The organism is Tellurirhabdus rosea, from assembly GCF_026278345.1.
GTDB classification, from domain to species: domain Bacteria; phylum Bacteroidota; class Bacteroidia; order Cytophagales; family Spirosomataceae; genus Tellurirhabdus; species Tellurirhabdus rosea.
In genome coordinates this window covers 4,950,882-4,973,229 of sequence record NZ_CP111085.1, presented here as the reverse complement: position 1 = coordinate 4,973,229, position 22,348 = coordinate 4,950,882, and the positions used below count along the sequence as shown (strand labels likewise).

The following is a 22,348-nucleotide window of genomic DNA, read 5'->3' as shown; positions in this document are numbered from 1 at the left end:
AAGCTACGCCTGTGCGCTCATTTCCGCCACTTTGGCCACCAGTTCGCGGGTGGAGAAAGGTTTGGGGAGGTAGAGGTCCGCGCCCGCTTCGTAGCCTTTTTTCAGGTCGGCCTCTTTGCTTTTGGCACTGAGGAAAATCACCTTCATGTGCCGGAAGCCTTCCGTGTTTTTGACAAAACGGCACAGTTCGTACCCGTCCATGCCGGGCATCATGATGTCGAGCAGCAGCAGATCGGGCATTTCCTGCTGAATCAGGTCGTACGCTTCCTTCCCGTCGCGGGCGATAAAAACCCGGTATCCTTCCTTTTTCATCAAAAACTCCAGCGACAGCAGGATATTCGGTTCATCGTCAGCAATGAGGACTTTCATAGGGAATGATTGAATGACTAAATGGTTGAATGACTGAATGGTTGAATGACTGCACCAACTTTGGCGCTGCGAAGCGTTCAGTCATTCGGTCATTCAGTCATTCAGCCACGGGAAGTTCAAACGTAAACGTCGATCCCTGGCCCGGCCTACTTTCCACGGTCAGGTTTCCATGGTGCAATTCTATGATTTTTTTCGAAATAGCCAGTCCCAGGCCGCTGCCTTTTGGCTTCCGGACGGCTTTGTCGTGAGCCTGGTAGAACTTTTCAAAAATCAGTTTCTGGTAAGCGGGGTCGATGCCCTGCCCATTGTCGGCCACGCTGACAAGGCAGTGGCCGTTCCGGAGTTCCGTCCGGACGGCAATTTCGCCGGTTTCGGCGGGACTGAACTTGATGGCGTTGGAAAGCAGGTTGATCAGGACCTGCTGCATCCGGTCGCGGTCGGCCTCCACCGTCAGCGGCTGGTCGGTCGGGCGGTAGTGGAGCCGGATGTGTTTTTCGGCGGCCAGCTGGGCGACGGCTTCGACCGAATCCTGGATGATCTCCGGCAGGGAAACGGGCTCGCGCACCAGTTTGTGCCGCCCCGACTCGATCCGCTCCAGGTCAAGCACCTGGTTGATCAGCCGCGTGAGCCGCTCGGATTCCTTGATGATGGTTTCCAGAAAATGCTGCCGGGTCGCGAGGTCCATGTCCGGCGTATCGTGCAGGATTTCGGAGAGCGCCCGGACGCTGGTGATGGGCGTCCGGATTTCGTGCGTGACCGTCGACAGGAAATCGTCTTTCTGCTGGTCGGCCCGTTTCAGGCGTTCGTTCGCTTCGCTGAGCTGCTGGGTGAGTTGTTCCAGTTCCGCCGACTTGCGCTTCAGCTCTTTGTTGACCGCCAGCAGTTCCTGCGAATTTTTCAGAATCCGGATGACCTCTTCCACCGAAATCGGCTCTTCTTTAGCCACCGAGGCCACCAGGATGCGGGCTGAGGCCGTGCCGATGGCACCCGCCAGCAGCTTTTCGGTATAGGTCACCAGCCGCGGGTCCGCATAGGGCTGAACGACGTTGAGGCCGTTACGGCGGACGTAGCGCTCGATGAGCCGGTTGGACCGGTCGTCGCCGAAAAAACGGGCCAGCAGCGCCCGCAGGTCCGTCACCAGCGCCTTGCCTTTCCAGACCACCGACGATTCGACGGCCGAGCGGTACCGGAAGACATCCACAAAAAGAACCGCCTGGTTATGATCCAGCGAACTCTGCGCCCGGTGGAGCGACCCCCAGACGTAGAGCGCCGTATTGATGAACAGCGACCAGAAAACCGCGTGGGAAATCGGACTGAGGGAATCCAGGCCGAAGAGAGCCTGTGGCCTCAAAGCCCAGATGCCGAACGGTCCTTCGGTCATGAGGGAAGCGGGCAGAAAACCCACCGGCACCAGCGTCGGCACAATGAGCGTGTAAAACCAGATGAGCATCCCGGCTACCAGTCCGGTGATGGCGCCGAACTGGGCGCCGCGTTTCCAGTAAATGCCGCCGATGATGGCCGGAGCAAACTGCGCCACCGCCGCAAACGAAATCATTCCGACCGATACCAGCGAAAAATAATCCGCCACTTCGCGGTAGTAAAAATAAGCCAGCAGCAGCAGGACCATGATCGCCAGCCGCCGCGTGTTGATGACAAAAACGCTCGACCCGGGTCCGAACCACCGTTGCAGTCCGGGCAGACTGACCAGCAGGGGCATCACCACGTTGTTGGAAATCATGACGCTCAGGGCCGTCGCCTCGACGATGATCATGCTGGTGGCCGCCGAAAATCCGCCGATGTAGGCCAGCAGCACCAGCCCTTTCTGGCCCGCCATCAGGGGCAGACTCAGCACGTAGGTATCCGCATTGACCCCGGCCGCCAGCAGCAGTTTTCCGCCAAAAGCGAGGGGCAGCACAAACAGATTGATGAGAAACAGGTAGAGCGGAAAGAGCCACATGGCTTTGTTCAGATGGGCCTCGTTGACGTTTTCGACCACCGCCACCTGAAACTGACGCGGCAGAAAAAGCACCGCCACCGCCGACAGCAGGCAGTACCAGAACCAGTCGCCGGAGGAATAACCGGGGCCCTGCGTAAAGCGTTCGCGGAGTTCGGGAAGCTGGCTGGCGCGCTCAAAAATCTCGCCCGGCCCGTTGAAAAGGCCGAAGGTGACAAAGGCCCCCACGCTCAGGAAAGCCACCAGTTTGACGAGCGATTCGAAGGCGATGGCCGTCACCAGTCCTTCGTGGCGTTCGGTGGCTTCCAGTTTGCGGGCCCCGAACAGAATCGTAAAGACCGCCAGAAAGAGCGTAATCAGCAGCGACTGGTCGTGCCGAAGCCCGGTCTGCCCGCCGGCTTCGCCCGAAAGCACCGCCACGCTGCCCGAAACGGCCTTCAACTGAATGGAAATGTAGGGAATGATGCCCATCACCGACAGCACCGTCACCAGCACGCCGAGCGTCCGGTTCTTGCCGTATCGGGCGGAGACAAAGTCGGCGATGCTGGTAATCCGCTGGGCTTTGCAGATGCGAATCGTCTTGCGCAGCACGATCCACCAGAGCGGGGCCGTGATGGTCGGTCCCACGTAAACGGCCAGAAACTGAATGCCTTCCGACGTGGCCCGCCCGACGCTGCCGTAAAACGTCCAGGCGGTGCAGTACACGGCCAGCGACAGGGCATAGATGTACGGATTGTTGACCAGACTGCGCCCCTGCCGACTCCGCTGTTCGGCGCGGTAGGCGATCCAGAACAGCAGACTCAGGTACAGCAGGGCACTTACCAGCAGCGTCAGGTTACTCATCTACGGTCGCTTCTTCGGTGGCCTCCGATTGATACAGCGCGTAGGCGATGGCGCCAATCAGCACCAGCCACAGCACCAGAACATACAGGTACAAAAGCGGAATTCCCGCCACCAGTTCCGCCCGGTTGACAATCGACAGCACCGGCTCGTTGAACAGCAGCAGGAAAAGCACGAATAGAAAAAAGAGGCGGTACGATTTCATAAACCAGTGGGCGGTAAACAGTCGGAAGTGGTCAGTGCTGTAGTGGCTGGTGCTCCGCTCACCCGGGTAACGGCGGAACCCCTGATCACTACAGTACTGACCACTAACCCGTACAACACGGCGATATTACGATTCTAGATCATATTCCCCTTGTAAGGAATACATTCCGAACGTCAGCAGGCCGCCTACGATGATGGGCATCAGGATAAACAGGATGATAATTCCGAAAACGAGGTCTTCCTGTTTGCCGGAAGCCAGTTTGGGCAGGCCGAATTCCACGACCCCAAAGTAGCCAGCCGCCGCCGCAATCGCCAGCCAGAGAATTCCAAATATGCGTTTGATCTTGTTCATGTCTTTGAATTAGTTTATGGTTTATAGTTTAGGGTTTTTAGTTGTTGCATGCAGGTTTCGGCTGATTGATCAACCATAAACTGTAAACTATAAACCCTGAACCACTTGGCTTAATCATCAATCTCCATATCCCGCCCGTTGATGTAGAGCAGGCCGATGACGAAGCAGACGGAGGCAACGATGATCGGGTACCAGAGTCCTTCCAGATACGGCGCGGCGTTGGGCAGGGCCGCCCCGGCTTTCTCGGCGACCGCATTGGCATCTTTGGCCTTCGTCGCCAGGTACGTGGCTACTGCGGGCAGCAGACCGCCGAACACCCCGTTACCGATATGGTACGGCAGCGACATCGACGTGTAGCGAATCTTGGTCGGGAACATTTCGACCAGGAAGGCGGCAATCGGGCCGTACACCATCGTCACGTACAGCACCTGGATGAAGACGAGGAAAATCAGCATCCATTTGTCCGAATCGTTCAGCGTCAGGGTCTTTTTCACTTCGGGAGCGCCCGAGGCTTTGGTCTTGGTCACTTCCAAGAGCTGCGTCCCATCGGTGTATTCTCTGGTTACGGTCAGCGTCGTGATGGTGCCGCCCGCTTCTTTCGGGTCGGGGGCCGTCTGGGTGCGGGAAGTCGTCTTTTCGGTGATTTCCGTTTTATTCTTCAGATTGGTGGTCTGGTACATCTTCTCGTAGATCGGGCGGTAGGTCAGCACGGCGATCAGCATACCCGCCAGCATAATGCCCTTCCGGCCGATTTTGTCCGACAGCCAGCCGAAGACCACAAAGAACGGCGTACCCATCAGCAGCGCAATCGTCATCAGACCATCCGACTGCATTTTATCGACGTTACAGACCTTTTCGATAAAGCTCATGGCGTAGAACTGCCCGGTGTACCAGACCACGCCCTGCCCCATCGTGGCCCCAAACAGCGCCAGCAGCACGAACTTGAAGTTCAGTTTGTTGCCGAAGCTTTCCTTCAGCGGGTTGGTCGAAGCTTTGCCTTCGGCCTTTACCTTGGCAAACAGCGGCGATTCGTGCATGTTCCGGCGGATGATGTAGGACACCCCGACCATGATGATCGACGCCCAGAACGGCACGCGCCAGCCCCAGTCGTCGAAGGCTTCTTTCGAGACCGACATGCGCGTCAGCATAATCACCAGCAGTGAGACAAACAGGCCGACGGTGGCGGTCGTCTGAATCCACGACGTCCAGAAACCGCGTTCCTTATCGGGGGAGTGCTCGGCCACGTAGGTAGCGGCCCCGCCGTATTCGCCGCCCAGCGCAAGGCCCTGGAGCAACCGCAGAATCAGCACCAGCGCCGGGGCCAGAAAGCCGATGGTTTCGTAGCTCGGCACCAGACCGATGGCAAACGTGGCTCCGCCCATCAGCAGCAGCGTCACCATGAAGGTATATTTCCGGCCGATCAGGTCGCCCAGCCGCCCGAAGAACAGCGCCCCGAACGGACGGACCACAAAGCCCGCCGCAAAGGTTGCCAGCGTCGACAGAAACGCCGCCGTGGGGTTGCCTTCCGGGAAAAACTTGGTGGAAAGCACGGTCGCCAGCGAACCGAAGATGTAAAAATCGTACCACTCAATGAGCGTCCCCACCGACGAGGCCGAGATCACGCTGAACAGCGTTTTGCGGCTGTCGACCGGGTGCGTGGTTTGGGGTTTCGAATCTGTAATCATAGGAAAAGATAAGGGTTAAGAATTTAGTGGTCAGTGAATAGCGGTTAGCGGTCAGTGAATAGCGATTAGTAATTTCGTCCGGAAACGGCGGAGCCACTGACCACTATCCATTTTCTACGGTTACAAATAAATCTGCGCCTGCAGGATAAACTCCCCTTTTGAGCCGCTGATGGTGTTGGCATCCAGATACACGGGCCGGGTCGAGTACTGCGGCGTGATCTTGGCGTGGTGGCCGTCGATATAGAAATTACAGCCCATGTCGTAATAGTTGCCCGTTTTTCCCAGCGCCTCGAAATCTTTTACGGCGTAGGCCGCAAAGGGCTGCACCCGCACCTTCGATTTGTCGCCCTTAGGCAGCAGCAGTCCCGCCTGGGTGTACCAGATGGTGCCGGTGCCGATCATCGGGCGGGCGTTGCCGGGACCCGACAGCGAACGGCGGTCCATAAATTTCGGGTCGGTAGCGCCCTCGTTCATGATGCCGAGGTTGCGCAGGTAATTCGGTCCGAAATTGTATTTATACAACGTGCTGTAAGTCGTAACCGCCATATTCTTGTCTTTATTGCCAAACGGCAGGTCGGCAAACAGGTCCACCGCAAACAGGCTGATGTCGTGCTTCCGGGTGAGGCCATTGCGGACGCTCTGGGTGCCGTCGGGCTGGTGATAGAAACCGGCCCCGATGTTCAGCACCTGCTTCGTCCCGATGTAGGTGCCCACCTTGAACGGCAGTACGTTGGCTTCCTGGTCCAGAAACTGGTACTCAAAGTAGCCACCATACGACATTTTACTTACGCCGTTGTTGTCCACGGCCACGTTCTGGACCACCGTGGTCCCGTTGGTCGGCGGCGTCAGGTTGGTGGCAAACGGCTTGTTGTAGTTCAGCCGGTACTCCAGCTTGCCGATTTTCCCTTTGGCATAAATCCCGAACAGACGGGCAAACTGGTCGGAGTTTTCGATCAGCGGCCAGTTGAAGATCGGCGCGTCCACGGCCAGGAAGTTCAGCGTGGAGGCGGAGGTCATGCGCGAAATGCCGTGCCAGTAGTGGAGCCCCGCCCCGACCGCCAGCGTCGCTTTGTTGACCTTGCCCGTCAGTGGGTCTTTGGTCGGAACCACGGCGTATTCGTTCCAGACGTCGTGGAAAAACAGTCCCGGCTTCTTGCCCTGGCCGTAGCCGCCCGTGCCGCTCGTACCGGCCGCCCCGCCGTTGACGAACGTCTGGTTATTAATGCCGAAGTGCATCAGAATCAGGTAGCGCGGCGTAATCTGCGCGTAGGCCAGCATCCGCAGGCGGCGGGCTCCCACGTCGGTGGCCGTGGAGGCCGGTGTGCCGTTGACGGTCGTGCCGGGATTCATCTGCGTGTGCCGGAACCAGATCTGGTTCCACATAATCAGGCGCATGTACTTGGTGCCCTCCGGGTTCAGGTTAAACTTCAGACCGGAGCCGTATTCGGCAGAACCCTGGCCTTTGACGGCGGCGCTCATACCTCCGCCCAGAAAGAAGGCAAAGGCCAGCAGGTAAGCGTAGAACTTTTTCATTGGTTAAGGGTATAAGGAAGCTTTGGTTCATCGTAGTGAATCAAAACTCCTTTCTTTTTTATTACCAATGAAATGATTGCAATAGCTGCGCTAAAAAAGTATAGAATGCTGCCGACCGAACCCGGAGGCAAATATTATTCTTTGAACCGCTCCCACTTGATCAGCATGAATTTGTCACCCAGTTCGGTCACGATCATGCCCGCGCTCGTCACGTTGTCGCGATTGGCGAAAAATTCGGCTAATTCCTTATGGTTCAGTATCTTGTACGTCGGATGATACACATTCTTCTCGGGCACCCGGATCTGGTACTTTTTCACCCAGTTCATGACCGAAACGTGGCTGATGCCCAATAATCGTTCAATTTCGCGGAAGCTGACGCCTTCGATATACAACTGCAGGGCCTTGATGACATAATAGGTACTAATGCCCTTCCCCAATTTGTCTACAGTGAAGTTATAATTGCACTTTTTGCAGCGAAATCGCTGGCGATCGTTTACAATTCCGTTCCGAACGGTATCGACTGAATCGCATTTAGGACATTTCAGGGAAGGCATAAGGCGGGCCGGATTTTTCTATATTTTTTTAGCAAATATATAGCAATTTAGCAAAATGAGTCAATCCAATCGCCGGATAATGCTAAAATAAACCTATGGAAACAGAAAAGGCCGAAAGGCGGTGCAGAAAGGACAACAGGCGTCCTTTCCGCACCGCCTTTCGGCCTGAGGCCCGTTCAGCCCCGCTTATTTCCCGGCTGCCTGAAACAAAGGCAGTTGGTGGCTGCTGTTTGCTTCCGTGAAGTCGTACTGATAGATTTCATCCACCTTCGAGTTAGGCGGCATGTGCTGTACCGTCTTGATAAGGCCCGTCTTCAGATCGAAGACCCAGCCGTGGATGCTCGGCCGGTTATCCATCGCCCACGAGTACTGCACAATGGTCGTCTGGGCGATGTTGTAGACCTGCTCCATGACGTTCAGTTCCACCAGCCGGTCGAAGCGCTTGTTTTCGTCCTCGATGCCGTTGAGTTCGCGGGCGTTCATGCGGTACACGTCCTTGATGTTCCGCAGCCACTTGTTGATCAGCCCGAAATCGTGCTTGCTCATGGCCGCCTTCACGCCGCCGCAGCCGTAGTGCCCGCAGACGATGATGTGTTCTACCTTCAGCACTTCCACCGCGTACTGGAGCACGCTAAGCATGTTCATGTCGGTATGGACCACCAGGTTGGCTACGTTCCGCTGCACAAAGAGGTCGCCCGGCCGGGTTCCGGTGATTTGTTCGGCCGGTACGCGGCTGTCGGCGCAGCCGATCCAGAGGAATTTGGGACTCTGGCCTGCCGACAGTTTATCGAAAAAATATGGGTCATGCTCCAGCTGTTCCTGTACCCAGGCTTTGTTGGCCAAGAGCAGTTTTTCGTGATCTTGCATACTTTTGGTTAGTTGATTTGTTAGGGGTGACACTCGAAATCTCGTAGCTGATTTTCTGGGAACGTGCCGTTTCCCGAAACTCCTTCAGCATGGTCTGAACATCCGTGTCGATGAAAGTGGCCCGGTGTCCATCCACAATGACGGAGTCTCCCGGCTGCAGCGACCGGAGCGCTTCCTTGATCTGCGGTTTGTGGATAAAATAAATGTCCTTGATAAACTTGATCAGCACGTGCTGCCCGTCCCGGACGACGATAAACGCTTTCTGATTATTGGTGTACAGAACAAAGAAAATACCGACGACCAGCCCGATGCCGATGCCGGTCAGCAGGTCCGTAAACACAATGCCGAGCACCGTGACCATGAACGGCACGAACTGGTTGAAGCCCTGCCGGTAGATGGCCCTGAACACCGCCGGTTTCGCCAGTTTGTAGCCGACCATGATCAGCACGGCCGCCAGACAGGCCAGCGGAATCCGGTTCAGCAGCGGCGCCGTCAGGAAGACCGCCAGCGCCAGCAGCACGCCGTGGATAATGGCCGACACCCGGGTCCGCGTCCCGCCGTAGATGTTGGCCGACGTGCGGACAACGACCGACGTGACGGGCAGGCCACCCACCAGACCCGACACCAGGTTGCCAAGTCCCTGCGCCACCAGTTCCTGATCCGGCGACGAAACCCGGCGCAGGGGATCAAGCCGGTCCGCCGCTTCCAGGTTCAGCAGGGTTTCGAGGCTCGCCACGATGGCGATGGTCAGCGCGGTCAGGTAAATTCTGGGGTTGGAGAACTGGCTCAGGTCCGGGAAGTCAAAGATGGAGAAGACGCTCGCACCGGCTTTGATCTGCGGAATCTGCACCATGTGCTGGTGGGCCGAGTCGCCCAGATACCAGGCCGGTGCATACACCCGGAAAGCCTCGTTCAGGAGCACGCCCGCCACTACGGCCAGCAAAGCGCCGGGCAGCAGCCGGACAAAATTGAAACCTCTGCCGCCTATTTTTTCCCAGCCGATCAGGATGATAAAGGAAACCAGACTAATCATAACGGCTCCGATGCTGGCCGTTTCGATGGCCCGGTAAATTTCGGAGATGGTGTTTTCGCCATCGGCCAGCTGCTGAAAAGCAAACTCGCCTTCGTAATCGTTGTCCCGGCCGAGTGCGTGCGGAATCTGTTTGAGCACAATTACGACCCCGATGGCGACCAGCATGCCTTTGATCACACTGTCCGGGAAGTAACCGCTGAACCGACCGGCCCGCAGCACACCGAGTACAAGCTGAATGACCCCGGCCAGGGCCACCGCCAGCAGAAACGCTTCAAAGGAACCCAGTTGCCGGATGTTGTCGGCCACAATGACGGCCAGACCAGCCGCCGGGCCGCTGACACTCACTTCCGAGCCGGACAGAAATCCCACAATTATTCCCCCAATGATACCCGCCACCAGCCCCGAAAACAAAGGCGCTCCGGATGCCAGCGCAATGCCGAGGCAAAGTGGCAGGGCTACCAGAAAGACCGAAAGCCCGGCCGGAAAATCGGCCCGCAGGAATCCTGCCTGATAATCAGACAGGGATTTTAAAGGTTTAAGAAAAGTCATTATCTACAGTTAGTATGGTTGTTAGAGGATAGCCGTAACTTGGACGGCGATATAATCTGTGGTATTGAAAGACAAAATAACAACGTTTTTAACCCGCATTTCATGCGGTAGCCTGAATATTCATCCAATCCTTACCTATGGTCCTTCTGAATGAAGAGGAAAAAACATTTCTCCAGATACATATAACTGACGACCCGGCCACGCTGTTACTTCGCAACCGCACTTTCGCGCCGGAACGCATGAAATACCTCGCCGCGCAGCTCACCGCCCGCAAGAAAGCCCGGACCAAGCTGCCCACCTGGTACGCCCACCCGGACGTGGTTTTTCCGCCGCCGGTTTCGGTCGAACAGGCGTCTTCCGAACGGACGGCCGCTTACAAGGCCGACCTTCTGGCCCCGCCGGGAACCGCAGGCGTCGTGGCCGACCTGACCGGCGGCATGGGCGTCGATACGCTGGCCTTCGCCCGGTACGCCGAACGGGCCATCTACCTCGAACAGCAGCCCCACCTGGCCGAACTCGCCGCCCATAACCTGCCGCTGCTGGGCGCCCGAAACCTGGAAATTCGGGCCGAAAACGGCGTTTCCTTTCTTCGTGAAACCGCAGCGCCCATCGACTGGGTTTACCTCGACCCCGCCCGCCGCGACGAACGGGGCGGAAAACTCGTCCGGCTGGAAGACTGTGAACCGGCCGTGTCGGACTGGCTTCCCCTGCTGCCCAAAGCCCGCCACGCCCTGATCAAAACGTCGCCGCTGATCGACATTGAAGCCGCCCTGCGTACCCTCGACAAGGTGGCCGAATTACACGTCGTTTCGGTTGACAATGATTGTAAAGAGGTGTTATTTTTAATCCATCAGGATAAGGAGCCGACCGAGGTACAGGTTACGGCGGTCAACCTGAAAAGCAACGGGGAAGACGAGCTTTTTCGCTTCCTGCGGTCAGAGGAAAAGAAAGTGGACGTCGCTTTTGGGCCGCCGGAACGTTACCTTTTCGAGCCAAACGCATCCCTATTGAAAGCGGGGGCCTTCCGGGTGCTGGCGGCCCGGTACGGTCTGCGGAAACTGGCGGCTAACAGTCACCTCTACACGTCCAGTACGCTGCCCGACCACTTTCCGGGGCGTTCGTTCGAAATTCTGGACGTGGTCAGGCCCGACCGGAAAGCGGTTCAGGCGGCCCTTCCCGAGCGCCGGGCCAGCCTGACGGTCCGGAACTTTCCGGAAACCGCCGACGGGCTCCGCAAAAAGCTGGGGCTGGCCGACGGCGGCGACCATTACCTGTTTGCGACCACGCTGCAGGACGGCTCCCGACCTTTGATTATTACCAGAAAACCTTTTCGTTAACCGATGAAAAATCTGTCCCCTATCCTCCGCCTTGCGGCCTTTTGTCTGGGCCTCCTCCTCCCCGTTGCGGCCGCTTTCGGCCAGGCGGTCTACTCCGGCACCGAAAAAATCGACCAGCAGGACGTAAAGGGCCTGACCATTCAGATCCCGATCGAAGGCAAGTTTGTCGAAAAAGAATGGGAAACGCTGGTGAAAACGTTCGGACGGGTGGTCACCGGTCGGGGCGGCATCGCCAAAGTTCCCTCGGCCGACATCAAGAGCCTTTCGCCCAATCCGGTCAATTTTCTGAGCAAACTGTCTTCCGCCCGCGACAAGGCCACGCTCTTCGTCGCGGCCGATCTGGGAAGCGGCAATTTCGTCACCGTCGGCTCGCCGGAGTATAACGAGCTGGAAAAGCTCCTCAAAGATTTTGCCGCCCGGACGCAGTACAACAATGAACTCCGGCTGGCCGAACTCGCTTTCACCGAAACCCAGAAACGCCACGAAAAAAGCGTGAAGACCGGCGAAAAGCTCGTCCGGGACATCGAGCGCAACAAGCGGGAAGCCGAAAACCTGAAAAAACGCCTCGAAGAAAACGCCGCCGAACTCAAACGCCTCGAAAAAGAAACCGAAACCAACAAAACCGAACAAACCTCCGTCCTCGCCGAACTCGAAACCAAGAAAAAAGCCGTCGAAGACGTCAAAGGCAGAGGACCGAAATAAAATGACTGAATGATTGAATGACTGAATGACTGAATGACTGAATAGCTTCGCAGTGCTAAAATCCGCGGAGCTATTCAGTCATTCAGTCATTCAGTCATTCAATCATTCCCTAAAGAACACCCGCTTCACCCGCTCATTCACCCCGGTCAGGATTTCGTACGGGATGGTGTGCATGCGGGTGGCGAGGTCGGTAATGGAGAGGTCGCGGCCGAAGATGATCACTTCGTCGCCTTCCTGCGCCGGGGCTTCCGTGACGTCGATCATGGTCATGTCCATACAGACGTTGCCGATGGTCGGGCACAGGACCCCGTTGACCAGCACCTGGCCGTTTCCGTTGCCTAGGCGACGGTCGAAGCCGTCGGCGTAGCCAATGGCGATGGTCGCAATCCGGCCGTCGCGCGCCAGTTGTCCCCGGCGGCTGTACCCCACGGTTTCGCCCGCGCGCAGGGTCTTCACCTGGCTGATCACCGTCTTGAGCGTACCAACCGGCAGCAGTTGGCCGACCTCCATCCGGCTCGCTTCCACGCCGTACAGGCCGATGCCCAGCCGGACCATGTCCAGTTTGTACTCCGGGAAACGGATAATGCCCGCCGAATTGAGCAGGTGCCGCAGCGGCGGGTAGCCGAGCACGTCCGTCAGGCGGGTCGCCCCTTCCCGGAACCATTCGTATTGCTGCTGCGAAAAGGGGTTGTGCGCCGCCTCATCCGCCCCCACGAGGTGACTGAATACCGACGCGACCCGCAGCGGCGGACTCTGTTTCAGCTTTTCGCATAACTGGGGCAATTCCTCCGGCAAAAAACCCAGCCGGTGCATGCCCGTATCCAGCTTCAGGTGAATCGGCGGGGCCGGCCGGCCGCGGCTTGCATCGATCCATTCGTCCAGAATCCGGAAGCTGTAGATTTCCGGTTCCAGGTCGTATTCGAGCAGACTGGCGAAGGTTTCCGGCGACGGGTTCATCACCATGATCGGGAGCGTAATGCCGTTCTGGCGCAGAAAAACCCCCTCGTCGGCGTAGGCCACGGCTAGATAATCCACCCGGTGGTATTGCAGCAGGCTGGCTACTTCGGCGCTGCCGCTTCCGTAGGCAAACGCTTTGACCATCACCATGATCCGCGTCTGCGGCCCCACCTTGTTGCGGTAAAAATTAAGGTTGTGCGTCAGCGCGTCCAGGTTGATTTCGAGGACCGTCTGGTGCATTTTCTGCAGGAGCCGGTTCACCAGCCGCTCGAAGGCGAACGGCCGCGCCCCTTTCACCAGCACCACCGAATCGTACAGGCTATCCAGCTTCCCCGATTGCAGCAGCTCTTCCGTCGAGGCGAAAAACTGCGCCGTCGCCGGGAAAAGATCCCGGTGAGCCGCCAGTTGCGGACCGACGCCCACCAACTGGGCCACGCCTTTTTCGGCCACCAGCTGGCTGATGATGGGATACAGTTCGTCGGGGGGGAGGCCCGTTTCCAGCAGGTCGGACAGCACCAGCACTTTCTGCCGGGTGGCGTCCTGCTGGGTCAGGAAATTGAGGGCGATGGCTAGCCCCGCCAGGTCGTTGTTGTAGGTATCGTCGATGAGCAGATTCCGGTGAATGCCCTCTTTGAGTTCAAGCCGCATCGAGACCGGCCGCAGCCGACCGAACCGCCGCTGCAGCACCGCTTCGTCGGTCACGCCCAGCAACAGGGCTGCGAGCAGGGCATGCGTCGCGTTTTCGAGCGAAGCCTCGTTGGAAAATGGAACCGGAACGGTATAGGCCCGGCCGTCCCAGGTTAGGCGGAGCACGCTGCCGGAAGATTTTTTCTCCACCTGCACCGGCACGCTGCCTTTCCCTTCCGTGGACCAGTCCACGAGCCGGATACCGGGATTGACGGCTTTCAGCAGCAGGTTGATTTCTTCGTCGATTTCGGAATAATCTTTCCGGTAAATCAGCGCTTTCGCCCCGGTAAACAAGCGGAGCTTCTCGGCCACTTTCTGCTTCCGGCTGCGAAACCCTTCGTCGTGGGCCGGACCGATGTTGGTAAAAATTCCGATGGTCGGGTCGATGATCGGCTGGAGCGCCTGCATCTCGAACGGCCGCGAAATGCCCGCTTCAAAAATGCCGAGCGTGTGAGCTTCGTTCAGCGGCCAGACCGAAAGGGGGACGCCGATCTGCGAATTGTAGCTTTTGGGACTTTTCTGAATCCGGAAATCCGGCTCCAGCACCTGCGCTAGCCACTCCTTGACGATGGTTTTGCCGTTGCTGCCCGTGATGCCCACCACCGGAATCGCAAACTGGCTCCGCTTCGCGGCCGCCCGCTGCTGCAAAAGTTTGAGGCTGCTTTCGGTCTCTTCGAAATGGGCGTCGGGATAGGTCGCCAGCTCCTGACGACGTTCCGGAGTCAGGGCGGCCGATTCGACCACAAATTGCCGCACGCCTTTCCGGTAAAGCTCACCAATAAAGCGGTGCCCGTCGTGCCGTTCTCCCCGAATGGCAAAAAACACGGACCGGCCCGGAAAAAGCAGCTGGCGGGAGTCGGTCAGGGGAATCAAATCGTCAGTCATAGCGTAAAAATTGGGAAAGGGGGAGGAAGGGGAAGAAAGGGAGGAAAGGGGGGCGCAAAAGCAGAAGGCTGTTCCTTTCGTCCCTTCGTCCTTTCCTCCCCTTCCTCCTCCCTTCACATCCATCCTCTTCTTCGGAAATAAATCACCGAGCCAACGGCGATCAGCAGCATAACGCCCAGCGTGGCCCAGTAGCCGTACGGGGATTTCAGTTCGGGCATGTATTCGAAGTTCATTCCGTAGACGCCCGCGATGAATGTCAGCGGAATGAAGATGGACGAAATGATTGTCAGCGTCTTCATGACCGAGTTCATGCGGTTGCTTAACGTGGACAGGTACACGTCGAGGAGGCTGGTTGTCTGTTCGCGATACGAGTCGATCGTTTCCACGACCTGGATGATGTGGTCGTGCAGGTCCCGCAGGTACGGCATCGTGGTCTGGTTGACGAGCGGGCTGTCTTCCAGCAGCAGGCTGTTGACGATTTCGCGCACGGGCCAGACCTGTCGGCGCATGTTGGCCAGTTCGCGTTTCAGACCGTAGAGCCGGGTGAGCGTCTGCTGGCCGGCCACCTGCTGGATAATGCTGTTTTCCAGCACCTCGATGCGGTCGCCAAATTCTTCCATAACCACAAAATAGTGGTCCACGACCAGGTCCATCAGCGCGTAGAGCAGGTAATCCGGCCCGTTGCGGCGCGTCTTGCCGGCCGACGCCTCGATGCGCGTCAGAACGGGCTTGAATACGTCGTGCTGCCGTTTTTCCTGAAAAGAAATCACGAAGTTTTTTCCGAGAATAAAGCTCAGATGCTCCGGATCGACCTCCTGCGTGGTCTTTCCGTAATGCAGCATTTTGAGCGTGATAAACAGGTATTTATCGTCGAAGTACTCGATTTTGGGCTTTTGCAGGGTATTCAGAATATCCTCCAGCGCCAGGGGGTGAATGCCGTACCGCTGCCCGATGCCGCCGATCACGTCCGGTTCGTGAATGCCGTCGACGCTCAGCCAGGTCGTTACGGGCTGCCCGTTGGGCAGGCGGCAGGCGTTCAGGTCCAGAATCGGTTCCACCCGGTACGAATCCGCATTGTATTCAATCAGGTCGATTTCGGTTTCAAATTTCTTCTCGTTTCCAACATAAATCAGCGAACCGGGTGAGGTTCCCGCCGTTTTAAGGGCTGTTTTCTTCGAATGACGTCTCGACATACGGGCAATGGGAATTGGCCCGTAAAGGTAGGCAGTTTTGGTGAGTGGCAAAGGCACAAAATAGCAAAGTGGCAAAGCGCCCGATTCGCTCAGGGCTTTGCCACTCGCGGGGCTCTGGCGCGCTGCCGTTTACACAAAATCGGCCCCCGTATTGTCTTTATGGTGGAAAACCAGCACCGGCACCTGGGCGGTATTGACCATTTTTTTGGTCAGGCTCGGGTTGAGCAGGCGGCTCAGGAAATCCCGTTCGCGGGTAGCCATCACCAGCAGGTCCACTTTGTTTTCCTTCAAATATTGGGTCAGCCCCTCGGTCACGCTGTCGGCATGGACGCGGTCCTGAACGAAGCGCTCTGCTCCGAATTCGGCTTCGATCTGGGTGATGAAATCCTGGTCGTTGAAGACGTTGGGCTGGTTGTCGGCCTCCACTTTCAGCAGGGTCAGCCGGGCGTTGAAGCGGCGGGTGAGATCGACCACGGGCCGCAGAATGTCGTTTTCGTCGAATTCCAGCTGGGTGGCGTACACAATATGACTGAACGGCCCGACGGCCCCTCCGTCCTCTTCGGGCGAAGGCACGACCAGCACCGGGCAATGGGCCTGCATGGCTACGTCGGTGGCGGCGCTGCCCGCCAGCCGGTCGAAGAAGGAATCAAAATGGTGGCGGCCGATCACGATCAGTTCGGGATTCTGCTCGTCGGCCACGGCGATGATTTCGTCTTCAACGGCCCCGATGCGGTATTCCGTCCGGGTGGTGAATCCTTCGCCCTGGAGTCCGGAAGCCAGTTCTTTCAACTGGGCTTCGCTAATGCCTTCCAGTTCCTGGGTCACATACACCCCGGCCCCGATTTCGCCCGTCGGCAGGGTGGTATCCGGAATAAACGGCTGGGTCACGTGCATCAGCGTCAGCGTCGCGCCCGAGGGCCGGGCCAGCATCCGGGCATACTGCAAAGCCCGTTCGGCCGTATCGGAGAAGTCAGTGGGAATAAGAATATTTTTCATGGAATCAGTTGACTGGTTTGGTGGTACAACGATAGCAAAAAAACACAGTTACATGACCCGAAACGCTGTTAATTGTTCGTGAAGGAGATGACTTTTGTTAATGACTGAATGACTGAATGACTGATAGCTCTGCCAGTTTAGGCCCTCCGACTCAAATCAGTCATTCAGTCATTCACTCATTCAATAATTGACTCCAAACTCCGTCCACCCATCCTCCCCCGTTCGGAGAGAGAAGGAAAAGCCGTGGTTGAGCAGGATTTCGCGGGTGAGGGTGAGGCCGATGCCCTGGCCGGTGGGCTTGGTGCTGTAGAAAGGGTTGAACAGATTCTGACTCAGCGCGGCGTCAATGGGCAGTCCGTTGTCCCGGACGATGAGCTGCCGCGCCGTTACCTGAACGTCCACGAACTGGCCGGGCGTACAGGCTTCCAGCGCATTCTTGACGACGTTGACCAGCACCTGCTCCATCTGCCCGGAATCCATCACGACCCGGACCGTCTGCTTCGGTGGCGTGTACGAGAGCCGGACACCCGCCCGAGCGGCCTGCGGCTGCATGAGTTGCACGACGTCCGCGGCCAGCTTTCCCAGATCGCCGGGCGCGAGGTTGGGCGGCGGCAGGCGCACCACATCGGCAAACCGGCGCATGAAGTGATTCAGCCGGTCGTTGCGCTCGATGGCCACCTGCACGGCGGATTTCAGGCCGCTTTCGTCGTCTTCCATCACCGATTTGGCCACATCCAGAATGGAATTGACCGCCCCGATCGAGTTGTTGACCTCGTGGGCCATCATCCGGATCACCTTGCTGTAGGCTTTCTTTTCGGTTTCCAGAATTTCGCTGGTCAGTTCGGCAATGAGCAGAAACGAGCGGGGAAAGCCCCGGTCCATGAAGTGCGATCTTTGCACCCGGTACGTTTCGATGCCGCTGCCTTTCACGCTCCGGGTCTCGCCGTCCTTCAGTTCGGCGAGCTGAGACACGAGCGGATGGGGCACTTCGGCCAGCGACCGGGCCTCCAGCTCCTCGAACCGGCTCTGGAACAGTTCGCAGGCGGCCGCGTTGGCGGTGGTAATACGGCCGTCGTAGTCAAAGATCAGAATGGCGATCGGCGAGGCGTCGATCAGTTGCCGCGTGAAAAACTGCTGTTCCTGCTGCTGGGTCCGCTCCTGCCGAAGCTGGTCGATCATCAGGTTGTAGACCCGGACAAGGTCGTCGACCTCCCGGTTGCCGGTGGGGACAAACTTCACCGTAAAGTCCTTGTCCTTGATCTGCTCGATGCCGGCCGCGACGAATTCGGCGGGTTTCTGAAAGTTGCGGTAGATGCGGAGCGCCACGTAAATCGACACAAAAACGAGCGCCTCCGAAGCGATAAACAGGATTTTGTCTTCTTTCAGCCAGCGAAAAATGAGGTAAACCAGCGCGGCATGGAGCAGAAAAATGTAAACCAGGTATGTCGTGCTGAGGCGGGGCTTCATGGTTTGGTGGTTTCTCGCAGATTTTCACAGATTTCAAACGCAGATTTTCGCTGAGGCTTTCTCTGCGAGAATCTGCGTTTGAAATCTGCGAGAATCTGCGAGAAACTACAATCTGCGAGAACTACTCGTCCGCATTATACGCAATTCCGTACTTTTCCAGCCTTCGGTATAGTGCGAACCGCGTAATGCCCAGCGCCTTCGCGACCCGCGCTACCCGGTTCTGGTGAAATTCCATAGCCCGGCGGATCATCTCGTACTCCATTTCCTCCAGCGTCATCAGGCCCACGCCCGGCAGTCTGGCCGTTTGGGGTGCCTGTCCGGAAAGGTGCCGCTGAAAGTCTTCTACTTCCAGCACGTTGCGGGTAGCCAGCAGAACGGCCCGTTCCACCACGTTTTTCAGCTGCCGGATGTTGCCGGGCAGCGGCAGGGTCTGGAGCCATTTCATCGCCGCCGGACTCACCTGCAGCAGCGGCCGGTCGTAGATGGCTTTCAGGTTATTGACGAAATACTGTACCAGCAGCGGAATGTCGCCGGGCCGTTCGCGCAGGGCGGGCAGCTTAACGGTGATGAGGTTGATGCGGTAAAACAGGTCTTCCCGAAACTGCCCCTTTTCGACCATTTCCTCCAGATTCCGGTTGGTGGCGCAGATCACGCGCACGTCCACCGTCCGGCTGCGGCTGCTGCCCAGCGGCTCGAATGTCCGGTCCTGCAGCACGCGGAGCAGTTTTACCTGGGAGGCCGGGTCAAGGTCGCCGATCTCGTCCAGAAAGATGCTGCCTTTATCGGCCAGTTCGAAGCGGCCCGTGCGGTCGGAACGGGCGTCGGTGAACGCGCCGCGCACGTGGCCGAAGAGTTCGCTTTCAAACAGCGTGGACGAAATGCCGCCCAGATTCACCTTCACAAAGGGTTTGGTCCGGCGGCGGCTGTTCTGGTGGATCGCCTCGGCGATGAGTTCCTTGCCGGTTCCGCTTTCGCCCGTAATCAGCACGGAGGCATCGGTCGGGGCTACGCGGCTGATGGTTTCGAGCACTTCCAGCAGGCTGGCGTCCTGCCCCACAATCTGCTCGAAGCCCGTCTGCTGCCGGGCGGTCCGGCGATTCGAACGGCTTTCTTCGGTCGGTCCCTGTTCGGTTTGGGCCAGATTGAGCGCGGTCCGGACGGATTGTAGCAGGTGGTCGTTCTGCCAGGGTTTGGTGATGAAGTCACGGGCACCGGCCTTCATACCCTGCACCGCCAGTTCGATGCTGCCCCAGCCGGTAATCAGAATAACGGGCACGGACGGGTGCATGCGCCGGATGACATTGAGCAGCCGTAGCCCCTCCTCCCCGCTGGTTTCGATGGAAAAATTCATATCCAGCACGACGAGTTCGGGCGTCTCGGCGGTCAGAATGTCGATGGCGCGGTCCGGCGAATCCGCCGTCAGCACCGCAAACCCCGCCTTCCGAAACAGCAGGGAAAGCGAGGTTTGTACGGCAATATCGTCGTCAATGATCAGAAGCATGGCTTTAATTAATGAATAATGAATTTTGAGTGGTAGTTGTACATCGTGCCCGCCCAACAAAATCCCGCTTCCTTCATTTCGTTCCGCCGCCGCGGTTCATCATTCATCATTCATTATTCATTATTCATTATTCTTCATGCAGCGCCATGGCGGGTTGGATCGTCGCGGCCTGGCGGCTGGGGTACAGGGCACAGAGCGTCACGATGCCGTAGATGACCAGAACCGACACCAGCATGGCGAGCAGGTAAACGCCCGCTTCCAGGTCAAAGACATTCATGAGCGGAAACTGTCCGGCAAAGATAAGTCCGATCAGCAGCCCGAACGTCGCCAGCACCCAGATTTCGCCGACAAACTGCCGGGAAACGCCCGATGCCGTGGCTCCCAGTGCCCGCCGCAGGCCGATTTCTTCCCGGCGTTTGGCGATGTTCAGGTTCAGAATGCCAAACAGGCCCAGGGCGACGTTGATCAGCAGGAACCCGCTGACGACCAGGAAAATGATCACCGGCACTATCACCAGATTGTGCTGGTTTTCGCGCTGCTTCTCCATGTAGGTCACGTCCATGCTCCAGCCTTTGGCGATGTTTCCGAAGTCCCGCATCATCTGGGCTTCAAACGTGGCGTCCGTTCCGGGCTTTACCCGAATCATCAGGTTGTTCACCCATTTCTTTTCCTCCCCTTTGGCCAGTTGAATCATGACCGGCGTGTTTTCCTGATACTCGCCGCGCTGTTTGAAATATTCCATGATTCCTACAATCCGCCGCCGTTCTTTTCCTTCACCCAGGAATTTCCCCAGGGCCGGTTCATCGCCAAAAAGCTTCTCCTGCAAGGCCCGGTTGATGATGACCGGCTGGAGCTGGTCGGCTTCATCCGCTTTATTGAACAGGCGGCCTTCCGCCACCTGCATCCGCAGCGTACGCGCAAAGTCTTCGTCGAAAGTCGCAAAATCGACCATCGTGCTGGCTTTTTTGTAGCTAAGATTCGAGTTGGATCGACTCATCGACATCGGCGTAACGCTGGTAGAAAAACTGGCGGCTTCCACCTGCGGATAGCTCAAGGCCCGCTCTTTCAGCTGGCGCCGGACCTCTATCTGGAGGGAATCCGGCATATCCGACGGTCGCAGATCGACGATCCACACGTTCTGGTAATCGAAACCGATAGGCTGCTGGTGATTCCGCAGGTTGTAAATGATCAGGCTGGAAACGCCGAACAGAACCAGAAACGAAGCCAGTATTTCGACAATCAGCAGGCCGTGCGCCCGCTTCTTGTTCCACATGAGTTTGAAGAGGTGTTGTAGCATTTTGATTGAGTGAATGAATGATTGAGTGATTGAGTGAGTAAATGGGCGATTGAGTGAAGTGAGATATTTCGCAGAAATTGAAATCCGGCAGAGCAATTCACCGGTGCGGTGGACCGCTCATTCACTCATTCACTCATTAAGATTTTAGCGCCTCCACAATCGACAGTTTGGACATCCGGAGGGCGGGGACGACTCCTGACATCAGGCCGAACACAAAGCAGACTAACAGGCTGGTCAGGAATACCGACAGGTTGATGGTCAGGTCTGCCCGGGCAATCCAGCCGCTCTGGTTGATGAGATAGATGACGAGGGTCGAAAGCAGAAGCGCAATGGCCCCGCCGATAAAGGTGATGAACAGGTTTTCAATCACAAACTGGCCCATTAACGTCCGCGTAGGCGCTCCAAACGCCTTCCGAATGCCGATTTCAGAGGCCCGTTCCATGATCCGGCTGACGTTCACATTCACCAGGTTGATCGCCGGAAGGCTCATAAACAGGAGCATCACCAGGCCGACCACCGTGTAGAAATAGCCGGAGGCATTGCGCTCAATGACGTTGCTGAGAAAACTTTCCAGAAAAGTCTCCGCTTTTACGTCAATGTAGAAAAACTTGAATCCGTCGCTTTCCTGCGGACGTGGAATCCGGCTGATAACGCTCTGGAACTCCGCCTGAATGGCCGCAAAATCGGACGGCTTCCGGGCCAGCAACATGGCGGTGTAATTGCCCATCATGCCGGGGTTGCGGTAGTTGCTTTTGCCCACATTGTACGGAAAATAAATATCGGCGGAGGTGTTCGGACGGGTCACCGGAACCCCTTCCACCACGCCCAGAATGCGGTAGGTCACGTTGTCCACCTCGATGGACTTTCCAACCACGGGCTGGGTCGGGTCTTCAAAATACTGCCGTTTCAGGTCGTCGGTAATGACGGCCACCGCGTCGCCGTTCGCGATATGCTGCTCGTTGAATGGCTTGCCTTCCAGAAAGGTAAAATCCGTCACCTCCCAGAAACCGGCGTTGGTCAGCTTGGTATTGAGGCTAATGCGTTTCCCATTCACATAGGCGTTCGCGCTGCCAAAAATGGTCGCAATGCCGATCTTTTCGGGCGTTTTCAGCGTCAGCACGTATTTTTTCATGAATTCATAACTGGCCGGGCCCATGTTCCGCGACTGTTTTAGCGAGTCCGTCAGCTGCACTTTCTGAACGTACAGCATCCGGTTGCGGCGGTTTTCGGGGTAATGACTGCCGACGAGGTGATCGATAAACGAGGTCAGCACCATCAGCACCGTCAGGGTCAGGCTGATGCCGAAAAGCGTGATGAAGGTGTAAAACGGATGCCGCAGCAACACCTTCCAGGCGATTTTTATGTAATTGAGAATCATGAGAGTCC

The 22,348-nt window shown here is 57.3% G+C and carries 18 protein-coding genes and 1 pseudogene; 2 read left to right on the top strand and 17 right to left on the bottom strand.

What is annotated here, in order from left to right; genetic code table 11:
- Positions 1-3: 3 nt before the first annotated feature.
- From ORG26_RS21030 to ORG26_RS20990, 10 genes and pseudogenes are all read right to left on the bottom strand, one after another.
- Entirely contained in the window at positions 4-369 is a 366-nt protein-coding gene (locus ORG26_RS21030; RefSeq protein ID WP_266365335.1) for a response regulator transcription factor, read from the bottom strand.
- Positions 370-466: 97 nt separating this feature from the next.
- Positions 467-3,166, bottom strand: coding sequence for a sensor histidine kinase (locus ORG26_RS21025; RefSeq protein ID WP_266365333.1), 2,700 nt, complete (start codon positions 3,164-3,166; stop codon positions 467-469).
- Positions 3,159-3,368, bottom strand: coding sequence for a hypothetical protein (locus ORG26_RS21020; RefSeq protein WP_266365331.1), 210 nt, complete (start codon positions 3,366-3,368; stop codon positions 3,159-3,161). The genes ORG26_RS21025 and ORG26_RS21020 overlap by 8 nt, the downstream gene beginning before the upstream one ends.
- 126 nt (positions 3,369-3,494) lie before the next feature.
- Entirely contained in the window at positions 3,495-3,719 is a 225-nt protein-coding gene (locus ORG26_RS21015) for a DUF6814 family protein (RefSeq protein WP_266365329.1), read from the bottom strand.
- 110 nt (positions 3,720-3,829) lie between these two features.
- Positions 3,830-5,404: an MFS transporter gene (locus ORG26_RS21010; protein ID WP_266365327.1), complete on the bottom strand. Its 1,575-nt coding sequence runs from the start codon at positions 5,402-5,404 to the stop codon at positions 3,830-3,832.
- Positions 5,405-5,524: 120 nt separating this feature from the next.
- On the bottom strand, positions 5,525-6,937 hold the full coding sequence (locus ORG26_RS21005; protein ID WP_266365325.1) for a porin: 1,413 nt from the start codon (positions 6,935-6,937) through the stop codon (positions 5,525-5,527).
- Positions 6,938-7,071: 134 nt separating this feature from the next.
- Positions 7,072-7,374, bottom strand: a complete 303-nt coding sequence (locus ORG26_RS21000) for a terminase gpP N-terminus-related DNA-binding protein (protein WP_266365323.1) — start codon at positions 7,372-7,374, stop codon at positions 7,072-7,074.
- Between the two features lie 18 nt (positions 7,375-7,392).
- A pseudogene (locus tag ORG26_RS23665) lies at positions 7,393-7,491 on the bottom strand (transposase-like zinc-binding domain-containing protein); the annotation flags it as partial.
- Between the two features lie 186 nt (positions 7,492-7,677).
- Positions 7,678-8,358 carry a carbonate dehydratase gene (gene can, locus ORG26_RS20995; RefSeq protein WP_266365321.1) on the bottom strand — a complete coding sequence of 227 codons (681 nt, stop codon included), beginning with the start codon at positions 8,356-8,358 and terminating at the stop codon, positions 7,678-7,680.
- The gene (locus ORG26_RS20990; protein WP_266365319.1) at positions 8,294-9,940 is read right to left on the bottom strand and encodes a SulP family inorganic anion transporter; all 1,647 of its coding nucleotides are present in this window, start codon (positions 9,938-9,940) and stop codon (positions 8,294-8,296) included. Before ORG26_RS20990 ends, can begins: the two co-directional genes overlap by 65 nt.
- 137 nt (positions 9,941-10,077) lie before the next feature.
- On the opposite strand from ORG26_RS20990, the gene ORG26_RS20985 reads away from it, so the two are divergent.
- Positions 10,078-11,277, top strand: a complete 1,200-nt coding sequence (locus ORG26_RS20985; protein ID WP_266365317.1) for a THUMP-like domain-containing protein — start codon at positions 10,078-10,080, stop codon at positions 11,275-11,277.
- A gap of 3 nt (positions 11,278-11,280) precedes the next feature.
- Positions 11,281-11,979, top strand: coding sequence for a hypothetical protein (locus ORG26_RS20980; protein WP_266365315.1), 699 nt, complete (start codon positions 11,281-11,283; stop codon positions 11,977-11,979).
- A gap of 102 nt (positions 11,980-12,081) precedes the next feature.
- On the opposite strand, the gene ORG26_RS20975 is transcribed toward ORG26_RS20980, so the two are convergent.
- The 7 genes from ORG26_RS20975 to ORG26_RS20945 form a co-directional block, all read right to left on the bottom strand.
- On the bottom strand, positions 12,082-14,508 hold the full coding sequence (locus tag ORG26_RS20975) for a bifunctional UDP-N-acetylmuramoyl-tripeptide:D-alanyl-D-alanine ligase/alanine racemase (RefSeq protein WP_266365313.1): 2,427 nt from the start codon (positions 14,506-14,508) through the stop codon (positions 12,082-12,084).
- Positions 14,509-14,621: 113 nt separating this feature from the next.
- A complete protein-coding gene (gene corA, locus ORG26_RS20970) occupies positions 14,622-15,701 on the bottom strand; it encodes a magnesium/cobalt transporter CorA (protein WP_266365311.1) in 1,080 nt (359 codons plus the stop codon).
- Positions 15,702-15,830: 129 nt separating this feature from the next.
- Positions 15,831-16,697, bottom strand: coding sequence for a universal stress protein (locus ORG26_RS20965; RefSeq protein WP_266365309.1), 867 nt, complete (start codon positions 16,695-16,697; stop codon positions 15,831-15,833).
- A 180-nt stretch (positions 16,698-16,877) separates the two neighbouring features.
- Complete coding sequence (locus tag ORG26_RS20960; RefSeq protein ID WP_266365307.1) at positions 16,878-18,164, bottom strand: sensor histidine kinase; 1,287 nt, start codon at positions 18,162-18,164, stop codon at positions 16,878-16,880.
- A gap of 121 nt (positions 18,165-18,285) precedes the next feature.
- Positions 18,286-19,665, bottom strand: coding sequence for a sigma-54-dependent transcriptional regulator (locus ORG26_RS20955; protein ID WP_266365305.1), 1,380 nt, complete (start codon positions 19,663-19,665; stop codon positions 18,286-18,288).
- 127 nt (positions 19,666-19,792) lie between these two features.
- Positions 19,793-20,962: an ABC transporter permease gene (locus ORG26_RS20950; protein WP_266365303.1), complete on the bottom strand. Its 1,170-nt coding sequence runs from the start codon at positions 20,960-20,962 to the stop codon at positions 19,793-19,795.
- 136 nt (positions 20,963-21,098) lie between these two features.
- Entirely contained in the window at positions 21,099-22,340 is a 1,242-nt protein-coding gene (locus ORG26_RS20945) for an ABC transporter permease (RefSeq protein WP_266365301.1), read from the bottom strand.
- Positions 22,341-22,348: the final 8 nt, after the last annotated feature.

What these genes read in the sequence shown, in the direction of transcription:
- ORG26_RS21030 (WP_266365335.1), bottom strand. Translation starts at nt 369, where the DNA reads ATGAAAGTCCTCATTGCTGACGATGAACCGAATATCCTGCTGTCGCTG.
- ORG26_RS21025 (WP_266365333.1), bottom strand. Translation starts at nt 3,166, where the DNA reads ATGAGTAACCTGACGCTGCTGGTAAGTGCCCTGCTGTACCTGAGTCTG.
- ORG26_RS21020 (WP_266365331.1), bottom strand. Translation starts at nt 3,368, where the DNA reads ATGAAATCGTACCGCCTCTTTTTTCTATTCGTGCTTTTCCTGCTGCTG.
- ORG26_RS21015 (WP_266365329.1), bottom strand. Translation starts at nt 3,719, where the DNA reads ATGAACAAGATCAAACGCATATTTGGAATTCTCTGGCTGGCGATTGCG.
- ORG26_RS21010 (WP_266365327.1), bottom strand. Translation starts at nt 5,404, where the DNA reads ATGATTACAGATTCGAAACCCCAAACCACGCACCCGGTCGACAGCCGC.
- ORG26_RS21005 (WP_266365325.1), bottom strand. Translation starts at nt 6,937, where the DNA reads ATGAAAAAGTTCTACGCTTACCTGCTGGCCTTTGCCTTCTTTCTGGGC.
- can (WP_266365321.1), bottom strand. Translation starts at nt 8,358, where the DNA reads ATGCAAGATCACGAAAAACTGCTCTTGGCCAACAAAGCCTGGGTACAG.
- ORG26_RS20990 (WP_266365319.1), bottom strand. Translation starts at nt 9,940, where the DNA reads ATGACTTTTCTTAAACCTTTAAAATCCCTGTCTGATTATCAGGCAGGA.
- ORG26_RS20985 (WP_266365317.1), top strand. Translation starts at nt 10,078, where the DNA reads ATGGTCCTTCTGAATGAAGAGGAAAAAACATTTCTCCAGATACATATA.
- ORG26_RS20980 (WP_266365315.1), top strand. Translation starts at nt 11,281, where the DNA reads ATGAAAAATCTGTCCCCTATCCTCCGCCTTGCGGCCTTTTGTCTGGGC.
- ORG26_RS20975 (WP_266365313.1), bottom strand. Translation starts at nt 14,508, where the DNA reads ATGACTGACGATTTGATTCCCCTGACCGACTCCCGCCAGCTGCTTTTT.
- corA (WP_266365311.1), bottom strand. Translation starts at nt 15,701, where the DNA reads ATGTCGAGACGTCATTCGAAGAAAACAGCCCTTAAAACGGCGGGAACC.
- ORG26_RS20965 (WP_266365309.1), bottom strand. Translation starts at nt 16,697, where the DNA reads ATGAAAAATATTCTTATTCCCACTGACTTCTCCGATACGGCCGAACGG.
- ORG26_RS20960 (WP_266365307.1), bottom strand. Translation starts at nt 18,164, where the DNA reads ATGAAGCCCCGCCTCAGCACGACATACCTGGTTTACATTTTTCTGCTC.
- ORG26_RS20955 (WP_266365305.1), bottom strand. Translation starts at nt 19,665, where the DNA reads ATGCTTCTGATCATTGACGACGATATTGCCGTACAAACCTCGCTTTCC.
- ORG26_RS20950 (WP_266365303.1), bottom strand. Translation starts at nt 20,962, where the DNA reads ATGCTACAACACCTCTTCAAACTCATGTGGAACAAGAAGCGGGCGCAC.
- ORG26_RS20945 (WP_266365301.1), bottom strand. Translation starts at nt 22,340, where the DNA reads ATGATTCTCAATTACATAAAAATCGCCTGGAAGGTGTTGCTGCGGCAT.